Origin of the sequence: Chryseobacterium pennae, from assembly GCF_003385515.1 — a bacterium.
GTDB lineage: Bacteria > Bacteroidota > Bacteroidia > Flavobacteriales > Weeksellaceae > Chryseobacterium > Chryseobacterium pennae.
Map to the genome: position 1 here is coordinate 151,820 of NZ_QNVT01000003.1, position 12,084 is coordinate 163,903.

Here is a 12,084-nt window from a genome sequence, read left to right on the forward strand (position 1 = left end):
TTATACTTCCCCACAGGGACTTTTTTACCTAAAATCTAAGAATTAAAATGAATTTTAAAAACAACATAATCTACCTTTTACTTTTCATAAGTACACTAATCTCATGTCAAAATAAAATGGAAAAATACAAATGGCTTCCTACAGAAAGCTCACCTCTTTTATATCCTATGAATATCTATAAAGGGAATCTATATCTTGAAGATGGCACCAGTGTTTATATTCCATGTTCCGGTATTTCCCATACAGGTTGGGGATATAGTGGTTCTAGCCATACACAGGGAGATGATCTAAAAGCTGTTCCTGTAAAACTGGAAGTGACATGGGCATCTTTTTTAGAGAATAAATTTTATACTGGAAGCTGGGAACTCCCTGTAGATAAGATAAAAAAGCTATTTAAAGAGGGAACAGTTAACTGGAGAAATAATGAGAAAGGAACTTATTCTTCAATGGTTGTAGGATTGGCACCGGGCGGAGTTGTTGTAGTCTGGATGTATGGTAATGATCAGCAGATAGAAATAGGAAGATATCAGGCAAAAGAAACTCAAGTGGCCATGAAAGATTATGTTCCAGGAAATCCAACAATCAGTCAGAAAGAATATTTTGATATGAGTGCGTCAGCTCCCGAGGCTTATGAAAATATGAAGAAAAATGGAATTCCATTTGGAATCTGGGATACCTATCGAAAAAAGTACAATTGGAGAACAAGTATAGAAATTCCCAACCATACATTGAAAAATGTGACGATGGAGATGTACAACGGAGAAATGGAAACATTATTTAACGAAACTATTAACAAAAATCCGTTTAAAGAAAGAGCAGTTCCACGTTTATTGTCTTTCCTGTTTGAAGATAAAAATGGAAAAGAGACTGTTTTTGAAGTACGATATTTTGATGAAGAAGAAATCTTTTCATTATTTAAAAAGATAGATGCTAATCAACCGATTGAAGTAGTTCTTCAAATGAATGAAGGGCTTACCAACAGAAAGCTGTTTTTAAAACAAGGAGATAAAGAATTTCCAATACAAAAAATAGACTTTGAGAATATCTGGGATTTGAAAAAAAATAAATTAAAATAAGCATATTATATAAAAATTAGAATTTAATACCTCCTCCGTGGAGTTCAAATTTCAGATTCCACAAAAGGCAGGACAAAACGGGACTCACCTGCTCAGTTATGTAAAAAGCAGGCTGCAGAAATATATTGATGAAACAAAAAATCTGAGAGTCTTCGAAAGAGGCAAAATTTCTTATCAAAAAGTATCTTGATTTTGAGAATGAAAAAAAGCTCATCAATAATTATGTACATTGGTCTGCAACAGAGAAAGCAGGGCATGGTCCAAGAAGCGATGGAAGAAGAGGAATTATAAACGGCTGATCCATGAAAAAAATAATACAAATATTTCTATTATCTGCAATTCTGAGTAGTTTGCTCTATAATTGTCAAAAAGGGAATGCAATGAATGATACGTATGTTTATGAAACCGGTTCGGGATGTGATGAAAACTATCCTATAGATACTTATCGCCAGGTATTTTATTCTAAGGATAATAAAATGATTCAAATAGACGGACTTGGATTTCAGAGAGGACCATGGGGAAATGGAGGAGTAACCTATGTGAAAAATGAAAAACAGGATAAAGAACTTCCTGCTACAATGAAAGTAGGGTATTATTCCTATGCAGAAGATAAATTTTATGAAGGAGAATTCAATCTGCCTGCTGAGAAGATCAAGGAATACCTTAACGAAAAAGCAGACGATCCGGAATATGCCAATAAGAAAAATGAAAACAGCAAAGACGGTTTTTTTCATAAATATGACCGCATAGAAGTAGGATTTACATTAGGAGGAATGGTTGTTCTATGGATGAAAGGGGAAGATGCTCAGAAAGTACTTGCCACATTCACTGCCAAAGAAGCCTTCCCTGAATGGAGTTCTGTTTTTGAAGACTCGAGCCGTAAGGAAAAAGTTGAATACGGACTAAACAATGATGTATACACTCCGAAAGTTAAAAATGAAATCCTTACCAAAACACTTCCTTTAGGTCTTTGGAAAACCTATGAAGAGCAGTTCAGTTGGGGACCTCTGGTAAACCTGCCATCAGGAGGGAAGCTGGAGAATATTTCGATGAAAACAATCAATGCTGAGACAGAAACGTTATACAACTCTGCTCAAGGAGATAAAAAGAGAGCCGTACCTTACAATATAGAATTCTTTTGGTCACTTAATGGAAAATACTATAATTCCAGGATTGTTTTTGGTGAGAATATGAATTATTACAATGCAATTTATAAAGCTACAAAAGCTTCTGCCAAAGATGCAAGACCCTCTGATTTCAGACAGGAAGAAGTGTATAAAAACTTTCATCTGTTGAAACCGAATGAATCTGCAAAGCTTAGTATTAATGTAGATGATGATCAGTCTGTCAATGTTTCATTAAAACAGGGAGACCAGAATTTTCCTTTCAAAAATGTTATTGCCAAAACTTTTGAACAGTAAATGATACATTACAATGTATTATTTCAAGAGAAAAATTAAATGTCAGAATCCACCAATCAATTGAAAAAGAAAAGATAATAGTAGAATGGGTAATATGATTGCAAATGACCATAACACTTAGTGATTGAGATATGAATAGACTCTTGATTTATATACTGATATTTCAATATTTCTTAATCTCATGTCAAAAAAATATGAATAAATACGCATGGACGCCAACGGAAAGTTCTCCTAAAATGTATCCTATGAATATACATAAGGGAACTTTGATTTTAGAAGACGGAAGCAGTGTTTATATCCCATCCTCCGGAATTTCCAATGAAATATGGGGGCATACAGGTTCCACTCATGTACAGGGGAATGATCTTAAGGCAGTGCCGGTAAAATTGGAACTTACCTGGGCTTCATTCATGGAAAAGAAGTTTTATAAAGGAAGCTGGGATCTGCCAGTAGATAAGATAAAGGAGTTGTTCAGTAAAGGAGTTGTCAATTGGCGCACAGGAGCTAAAGACAACTATTCCTACATTGTAGTAGGCTGTGCTCCAGGAGGAGTTGTTGTGGTATGGATATATGGAGACGATCAGCAGGTTGAGATAGGACGTTTTCAGGCAAAAGAAACGAATATCAGTATGGCTGAATATGTACCGGGTAATCCCGATATTACACCCAATGAGTTCTTTGATATCAGCAGTTCCGTACCTGCAGCTTATGAGAATATGAATAAAAAAGGGATTCAGTACGGCTTATGGGATAGCTATCGTGAAAAGTATTCATGGAAGCCGGAAATACAGATTCCGGGGTATACCTTAGATCATGTCATTTTTGAAATGTTTAATGGAGAAATGGAAACCTTATTTGGAGGTACAATAACCAATAATCAGTTCAAAGCAAGAGCAATACCAAGATATTTCTCGTTTTTATTATCAAATGCAAAAGGAGAAAAATATGTTTTTGAAGTTAAATATGCGTATGAAGACGAAATGCTTGAGTTATTTAAGAATGCTGATAAAAATAAACCTATAGAGATCATATTACAAATGGACGGAAGTCTGAATAATAAAAAATTAATCTTTAAACAAGAGAACAAGGAAATCCTGATCAAAAAAATAGATATGGGTAATTTCTGGAAATATGAAGAATGATAAGCTGTAAAAAAACATGTTATTTATTATATAAAGAATCGGGCTCATAAAAAGAGCAATGAAGCCGTTTATTATGAAGAAGTTTAATATACATTCTGTTCAGAAAAATGAAAATCTAAAAAGCATTGCTGCCCTTTACGGGATAGAAGCAGATGCTTTAAAGCTATTTCATAACAATCGCTGCGAGGTAAAAGATATGATCCTTATAGACCTTACCAGGCAGACGGAACTTTTTATTCCGCGAACAGCTGTTGCAGATAAAAATAAACTGGTAAAGTTCGGAAGAGGAAGCCGTTTGGTTTTTCAGCCGGAAAACTCATTCTGTAAATATGGGGTGGTCATTAGTTTCGAAACCGGAAATCATAAAAATGAACTGAAATATGAAACATCAGTCCGGTGGTTGAAATATGAGAATAAGCTGCATTTTTTTGAGATCGACCGTATTTCAAACCTATATCTGAATCAGGAAGAAGTCAACGAAATTGCAGATACACTGGCCTATAAAACATCAAAGGTTTTATACCCTTTGCAGGTAAGTGTAGATGAATATGGAAAATTCAATCAGGTAGAAAATATTGAATCCTTTAAAGAAAGATGGGATAGGGTAAGAGAAGAAGTTTATAAAGAGTTTGAAGGGGAAATCGTAGACGAATATTGCAGGAAGATAGAAGAAATTATATACGAAGAAGATGCTATTAATCTTTATCTTAAAAATGATTATTTCCTCAGAACGATATTTCTCGGAATCTATCAGAGTTTCGGAAATACCTTTCAGATTGAAATTGAAAAAAGTTTTCCAATCATCAATAACCCGATAGAACCAAAATATAAAATCCACATAGAAACAGATCCGGTAAAAGACCAATATGATCTGGTGCATATAGCAGGAGAGGGGAAATTAAATGATGAAAGATCCGTATCCGATCTGATCAACGGATATCCTTTCTCAATGATTATTGCAGATGATCCGGTAATGAAAGAAGAGGGAAACTTCAGGATAGAGTATTATCTGAACGGAGAAACATTACTTCCCGAATCCCTATATCTGGAATGCAGTATTATGCAGGAAGAAGAAAAGAAAATATCAGTGGTGGTAACTGCTATAACAGAATAAAAAAACAAATACAATGAAATTTAAATTAGACCATAAAATTTTTACGCTCATCGGTATGCTTTGCTGCAGTTTATCTTTTGCACAAAAAGTAGAATTTACCGTACCAAAGAGTATTGACGTTTTGGAAAATATCATTTTTGATTTTCAGAACGACTTTACGAAACCTATTGCAGTAGATGCCGCTGCTACACCTGATGATTTCTCAACGACCGTTGATCTTTTTGATCTGAAATATGATGATAACAACAAAAATCCTTACCTGAATCTGGCATTAAATAAAGGTGCAAAAGCCAAACAGTTCATCGAAAGAGCAAGCTGGACCGTAACCTTTAAAAAGATTTCCAAAAAAAGTACAAAAGTAAGCATCGATATTGAATCCATCATTCCCGATCGATGGTCAAAGAAAGAAGTAGATGTAAAGCTTACCCAGTCCACAGGAAAAGTAGAAAACGAAATCAAAGAATTTCTTTTACATTATAAGAAACCAAAATCTTCATCCGCTCATGCTACAGCAGATGCGGCAGCAGAGCCTACAGCAGAACAGATTGCCGCAGCAGAAGCACAGGCAGTTGCTCAGATGGCAGAGCTTGAAAACAGAAAAATTATCCAGAAAACAACTTCAAAAAAACTGCAGGCACTATTCAGTAAAAAGCAGTTTATCACTCTGCCAACCACAGCAGATAGCTTTACAAAACTCTTACAGATACAGCCAACTGAACCGGAGTGTGAGGATTGTAAAGGAGGAAAATATTCAAGCTGGGATATTGAAGATGTTTTTAATCTGATCTATGCTAAAATGAATGACGGACAGGAATATTATGCGCTACAGTATTATGGTGATAAAAAAGTTTCAGGTTTACCTTACGGGCTTGTATTCAATGAAAGTTCACCCTCAGAATGTAAAGCCAAATTTGAAAGATATAATGCACAGCTATACCAGACTGCAGTAGAAGTTGATGCCAATACATCCAGTGCATTAACGGTGGTTACCTTCAAAATGAATGGCAGCTTTATCCGTCTTGAATTCGGAAATCAATATCTGACGAGACTTCACGTATCAAATAAAGAACAATAACCATGGCTGAAAAACATATTGTAGTACAGGGAGCAATGTGCAAATGCCAGTTCGGACAGGCTCCGGATATGCTCAAAGTACTTTCACACCAGAAAGAATACGCTAACGATAAAAATGCGTCCAAAAAACTCATCGTTACCACAAAAGAAATAGGTGGAACAACATTTGAGAAAAATACATTCGGAAACTGTACCAAAAACGGAGGCCCACCACCGCCATGCAAGATCATGGTCACCGAATGGCAGAACTTCTATGACAAAGTACAGCTAAGCAATGGCGGATATATGATTCTGGAAGACAGCAAAGCCATCTGTGCTGTTGCCGGAACTCCATGTATCGAAATTACAGACCATGGCCAGAGAACAGAAGCCAGCCAGCAGAACTTTAAAAATGCCAATAAGGATGTGCAGCAGCAGATCAATCCTTTGGTGAATACAGAATCAATGTATAAAGATCAGCCTGCTCACCAGGGAGAGGATGGCGTAATCTAAAATGAAAAAAAATGGCGAAAGGAGTTAAAACAATAAAATTTCAGGGTCCACATTATCCGGCTATGACTGTACCTGGAAAGAGAATCACTTTAAAGGCTGATCAGCCTGGGCTTTTTGAAGTAGACCAATGGCTTCCGGGGACTACCGCTGAAGATAAAAAGAAACCTGTAGTGTGGATGAGCCAGAGTATGGATAGGCTTTCAGTGCTCACTAAGAAGGAATCAGCATCCGGATTTAGATTTGTGATTGGGAAAAAATACTGTGGAAATTATCATTATTATATAGAAGCCAGTTTTTCGGGGAAAAGAGATACCACTCATAATTCAGGACTTTATGTAAAAGGATGGTGTGAACCCAGAATTGCAGACAGCAGATGGTGTAAGCAGCCAGGTGGTGAAGATGAACGGAAAACGTATGTCTTTTCCTACGGACATCTTATCTATCTTCATTTAGATACAGAAGGCCTTAATGGAGACAGCCTGATTGTGGAAGTTTATAAAGTAGTAACAGGAGGTGGAGGTCTTAATGATGATAAGCTTATGTCTGTTTATACGGCAAAAGTAATTGATGGGCAGGTAAATCTGAAAATTGGAAATACCTACCAATGGTATGGTAAAATCGGCAGACCCAAAGATAAAGAGGAGTTTTATGTAAAAGTAAAAACAGCTTCAGGACTTGTGGTAACTGACGGTAAAGATAAAGTTCATGCCCGTTTTTTGAGAATTCAGAACAGAGTGGTAAGTAAAGGAGTAGAAAGCTCAACTAATAATACCCCGACAAAAGTTGATTTACCCGATAAAAATCAAAAGAATACCCATTCCTGTAAATACAAGGAAATAAGTGTAGATGATAATGGAGAACATTTTGTAGTCTTTAAAGAAGGAAGTACCAAATTTAAAAAAGTAACTTCCGAAACTCAGCTGGTAACGAGGAGAATACATTTTGCCTTTGACAGATCAGAAATTCGTACAGAGGAAAGAGCATTCCTGCAGACCCTTCTTGATTTTCTGCTGTATAACCAGCATTTGGATATGACCCTTTCCGGACATGCCGATGACAGGGGAACACTGGACTACAACCAGGCACTTTCAGAAAGAAGAGCAAATGCGGTAAAAGATTTCTTTGTAAAGGGAGGGCTTGTTAAAAGCAGAATTAAAACAAGAGGCTATGGCGAAGTAAACCCTGCTGTAACTGGGAAAACAGAAGATGCCTATAAAAAGAACCGAAGAGTAGAAATAGATTTCAGTTATCTGGAATATAATCAGGAAGCATTGATCTATGAAACCATCGGTCCGGACGCAAAAAAGGCCAAGGATATTACTGTGAATGTCATAGATCGGGTAGACAAAGGATGTTTCAGAAAAGAAAAGCATGATAAAACCATTATCTATATTAATGAAACAAATGGCAAAGACTTAATTCCGAAGAAAGGGGACAAAGTAAAACAAACTGTATTTTCACAGCAGTCCGGATTCCCTAAAAACTATGCGGGAATCTTGATGAGGTATCTCAATCCGTGGTCCGGAATTGATTATAAATTTGCTTTTTTTATCAATAGCTGTGCCTATTATGCCAGTAAGAAAAATGCTACCCTGGAAGTAAGAGTATATCCGGATATTATCTGGATCGGTCATTTTCAGTATAATGGTGAAGAGAAAGTAATGCCTTATTATTTCCATCAAAAAAACTTTGATCTGGAACAAGGAATCTCTGATGTTCTTAATGAGTTGAAGGATACAACATTCTATAAAATATTCAGGCTGTTCCCTGCAAACTTTATCATGGAACATACCCTGTTGAAATATATTGAAAGCCAGGCAAAAAGCTATTTCTACGGAATTCATACCATTCATAACCGTACCGTGGAGAAATCAGGACAGGAACTTTCTCTTGTTGGTACGCAAACAAACATTATTAAGCAGACCGATTATACAAGGTTTGCAGCAGCAGCAGTTATTTATGGTTTTGTAGTTGTAGGAATTCTTATAGAACTGTTGATGATCTATTTAACAAGAGGTCGAAATATTGCTACCAAGCTTCAAAAGTTTGCTAAAATGGCAAGAAAGGCACAGGCAGTTCTGAAAAGAATGGAAGATGCAGGAGTAGAGCTTATTCCACCGGCAATAGCAGTGAATGCGGGGATGTATTATCAAAAGCAGAAAGATGGCAGGTTAGGAGTTGTTTATGAAGCTAATATAAAGGCAGATCCATTGATTGCAGTTAATTTCAAAAGAGAATTTGATTTATTGCAGTTGATCACCAAGACTATACAGGACATAAAAAATGCAAAATACCCAGATGATGCCGCTGCGAAGAAAAAAATGGAGCGCAATAAAAATAATAACAGTAAAATTTCGCAATATTTTGAAAAAATAGGAGTACCAAAAATAAAAGGAACTATCAATATAAAAGGAGATATAATATTTGAACATAATATTAAGTATAATGTATTGACCAATACTTATAAAATAGAAGATAAGTTAAAAAATGGTGTTTTTACTGCAAAAGATGAGGTTTTAATTCAGGAACAGATTAAATTTGAAGCTACCATAACAGGAGAGCATGAGTTATTATTTACATTTGGTCCTCTTCAAACAAAAATTGAAGGGAAAATAGATGTTCAACTGAGTGGAGGAGTAGGGTCCAAGCTAAAGTATGGAGCTAATCCCAGAGAGGGAAAAGGACTTTTCTTAGAGAAAATTTTGGCATGTTCCGGAATAGAAGGAAAATATAAAGGAAGTTTGATGGGAACGTCTATTTTTGGTGTAAATAAAATTGAAACAAATGATGGAAAGCCAACACCTTTTACACTCATTGAGCCGTTTGAAGTTTCCTTATATAAAGTTCAATTATTTAATAAATAAAAAATAAATGAAAAAAATAGTTTTAGGCTTTATACTTATAGCGAGCATTATTGCATGTTCTCAAAATAAAAATGATATGATGCAAAATCCGAATATTACTGCCAATAATATAGCAGAAGAAATTACAAAACAAATAAAACATTATCCTGTTGAAAAACAATATAAATACAGGTATAATAACAGTATGTGCTATTTTGAAATATCTATTAATGATATTCCATCATTTAAAGACTATCAAAGTTCACAAAACGGATCCGCATTTTTGATTAATGATTTGATTTTTAAAAGCGGCAAACAAAAGGTGTCATATAAACTATTGCCTTCAGAGGGAACAGAATTAAAGGATAATACAGAATTGCAACTCACATTATTGTCCTATGATCAAAAAAATAAAAATGCGGATGATGTAGAGTATTCAAAATTCACGCTTCCTCAAATAGAAGAAAAAATAGCAGAAAACTATTCTAAATTCAAATTTTCAGGGGCTGGAAAAACATATTACGAAGGTAGTTTTGACGTTAATGTAGAAGTTCCATATGACTTACAGTCTCCATTTGAAAATGCTCAGGATCTTAGAAAAATAGATAAAAAGAGCCTTGAAGAGAAATTAGTGAAAGAATATAACAAAATACGCAATATCTATCAAAGTAAAGATAAAGATAAGGTGGCAAGACTGCTGTATGATAAACTTAAAAATCAAATGGTAACAGAATACGCTTCTCCTCAAAAAGTAAAGGCAACGTGGGAAGAAGCTAAAGAAATTCTGTTTAATAGTGATATGGAAATTTTGCCAATAGAAAAGTATGAGATGAGATTTTTTGGTAATGGTAAGCTTGTAGCACTCTATGCAGACGGTTCAAATCCAAATACAAGAGGAGGGAATGCTTTGGTTTGTCACTTGAAATCTGGTTATGGGAAAGGATTTCTTGAGCTTAAACATTTATTCTATATCCCTCAGGGTGAAACTGAATTTAAAGTTTACTAAGTGAAATCTGTCAACAAAAAATATATATTACTTCTTTTATTGGGAATAAGTTTTCTATCCTGTTCCCAAAAGAAAGAAGATATTATCAATCAAAATCCAGACATTACAGCAGATAACATTGTAGAAGAAATTGCAAAGCAGGTAAAACATTATCCTTCAGAAAAAATATATAATCTGGGATATTCAAATGATAAATGTTATTTCGATATGTATATTGATGGGGTAAAGCTCAGTAAGGCTTTTAATAAGGCGCTTGGAAATACAGCTGTCGAAATCAATAATGTTATTTTTAAAAGTGGGAAACATACCGTTTCCTATAAAATGTATCCGCTGGGTAAATCTAAAGAATATGAAGAGGTGTTTAATACTTTAGTAGATGGTACCACATTAGAATTTGATTTGACCTCTTATGATAAAAAGAATGCAAATGCACAGGATGTAGAATATACCACTCATAAAGCTCCACAGATTTCACAAGAGCTATCGCCTGGATATTTTAAAGACAAATTTGCAGGCTCAGGAAAAACTTTTTACGAAGGTAGCTTTGAAATTAATATAGATGTGCCTTATACCTCTCATTCAGCTTTTGAAAAAGCGCAGGACTTACGAAAAGTTGATAAAAAAGAGCTGCAAGAAAAATTACTGAAAAAGTACAAGGAAGTTTGGAATATCTATCAAAATAAAGAATTAGATAATATTGCGCGATTAGAATATAATACACTGCATGATTTATATGTTTCTACCTATGATTCAAAGGAAGTGATTAACAAGAATATTTCAACCATGTTTAATGATATCTATAAAAATAGTTCATTTCAAATGCAGCCTATTGAAAAATATAAATTAGAATTTTTTGCTGATGGTAAATTGGCTGCATTAATGCTTGATACTAACGATAATCAGTTGAGAGGAAATACAGCACTGTGGGCCAAGGTAAATTATGATGGCGGTACAAGAGGTTTTTTCCTGAACAGATATTTTTATATCCCTCAGGGCGAAACTGAATTTAAAGTATATTAGTCTGCCCGTTAAAAACAGGAAGAAATCTCTGGTTTAGTCTTTGAAACAATAAGTTTGATCTGAAATAAAAGAAAGAATTCATTACAACGAAATTGTTGTCATTTATAAACATGAGGACTTGCTAAATACTAGGGATTAATTAAACATCTCTGACCTTTATATCAATATAAAATATGACCTTTTTAGGATACTTCTTTTCAGCCGTATGCTTGTTTTCCCTTTATATTGCATATAGGATTTTTAATAAAATTCTAAAAAGCAAAAGTGCAGTAAAAGGGAAAATTGGGTTTATAGAAAAAGGTTTTATGCTGATTTTTATAAGCCTGCTGATCATTACTGTTAATTCCTTAACGTTGGTTCTGTCCTATAGTTTCTTTTGGGAGAAAGCGTACAGGGGTATTTCAGAGAAACAGTACGAAGCTGTTGTCATTGGCTATAAAAAAGAAACCATTGCAACCCGTAATTTTTCTACTTCAGGATATTATAACAAACAGGTATATTTTCCGGAAGTGAAATATATCAATGTCAATGGGAAAGAAGTCATAAAAGCACTGGATCTTACAGATAACATTCCCCCTGCAATAGGACAGACTCTGAAAATTACGGATACTGAAGTCAGTGAAAAAGCCAACAGGATTGAACTCAATTGGATCATGATGGCTTTTGGAAGTGTTTTCACAGGACTGACAGCCTTTTTTGCATGTTTGCTCACTACCTATCTTCGAAATGAAGCTTTTAAAAAAAGGGTGAGTATCTCCCTATACGGAGCTCTTGTGATATGGGTCCTCAATGGAGTATGTATATTGCTGATGTGGTTGAAATATTGATGCTTAGAAACATCAATGAATAGAATAAAACATAGTGTTATTTTGAAATAAAATGTATTTTTGGAATAA

Annotated in this window: 10 protein-coding genes; all 10 read left to right on the plus strand. The window is 34.8% G+C overall.

Going from position 1 to position 12,084, the window contains the following annotated elements; all coding sequences use genetic code 11:
- Window positions 1-116 precede the first annotated feature (116 nt).
- The 10 genes from DRF65_RS05265 to DRF65_RS05310 all read left to right on the plus strand — a co-directional run bounded on the left by DRF65_RS05265 (window position 117) and on the right by DRF65_RS05310 (window position 12,015).
- Entirely contained in the window at window positions 117-1,076 is a 960-nt protein-coding gene (locus DRF65_RS05265) for a DUF2931 family protein (RefSeq protein WP_228438544.1), read from the plus strand.
- Window positions 1,077-1,378: 302 nt separating this feature from the next.
- Complete coding sequence (locus tag DRF65_RS05270; protein ID WP_115969471.1) at window positions 1,379-2,497, plus strand: DUF2931 family protein; 1,119 nt, start codon at window positions 1,379-1,381, stop codon at window positions 2,495-2,497.
- A 194-nt stretch (window positions 2,498-2,691) separates the two neighbouring features.
- On the plus strand, window positions 2,692-3,639 hold the full coding sequence (locus tag DRF65_RS05275; protein ID WP_228438545.1) for a DUF2931 family protein: 948 nt from the start codon (window positions 2,692-2,694) through the stop codon (window positions 3,637-3,639).
- Window positions 3,640-3,712: 73 nt separating this feature from the next.
- The gene (locus DRF65_RS05280; RefSeq protein ID WP_123947281.1) at window positions 3,713-4,753 is read left to right on the plus strand and encodes a hypothetical protein; all 1,041 of its coding nucleotides are present in this window, start codon (window positions 3,713-3,715) and stop codon (window positions 4,751-4,753) included.
- Between the two features lie 13 nt (window positions 4,754-4,766).
- Window positions 4,767-5,828, plus strand: a complete 1,062-nt coding sequence (locus DRF65_RS05285) for a hypothetical protein (protein ID WP_115969477.1) — start codon at window positions 4,767-4,769, stop codon at window positions 5,826-5,828.
- Window positions 5,829-5,830: 2 nt separating this feature from the next.
- Window positions 5,831-6,319 (plus strand): DUF4280 domain-containing protein, encoded by a 489-nt coding sequence (locus DRF65_RS05290; RefSeq protein WP_115969479.1) that lies wholly within the window; start codon window positions 5,831-5,833, stop codon window positions 6,317-6,319.
- An 11-nt stretch (window positions 6,320-6,330) separates the two neighbouring features.
- A complete protein-coding gene (locus DRF65_RS05295; RefSeq protein ID WP_115969481.1) occupies window positions 6,331-9,183 on the plus strand; it encodes an OmpA family protein in 2,853 nt (950 codons plus the stop codon).
- A gap of 7 nt (window positions 9,184-9,190) precedes the next feature.
- Window positions 9,191-10,168 (plus strand): hypothetical protein, encoded by a 978-nt coding sequence (locus tag DRF65_RS05300; protein ID WP_115969483.1) that lies wholly within the window; start codon window positions 9,191-9,193, stop codon window positions 10,166-10,168.
- Window positions 10,169-11,188, plus strand: a complete 1,020-nt coding sequence (locus DRF65_RS05305; RefSeq protein WP_115969485.1) for a hypothetical protein — start codon at window positions 10,169-10,171, stop codon at window positions 11,186-11,188.
- Window positions 11,189-11,493: 305 nt separating this feature from the next.
- Window positions 11,494-12,015: a hypothetical protein gene (locus DRF65_RS05310; protein ID WP_123947282.1), complete on the plus strand. Its 522-nt coding sequence runs from the start codon at window positions 11,494-11,496 to the stop codon at window positions 12,013-12,015.
- Window positions 12,016-12,084: the final 69 nt, after the last annotated feature.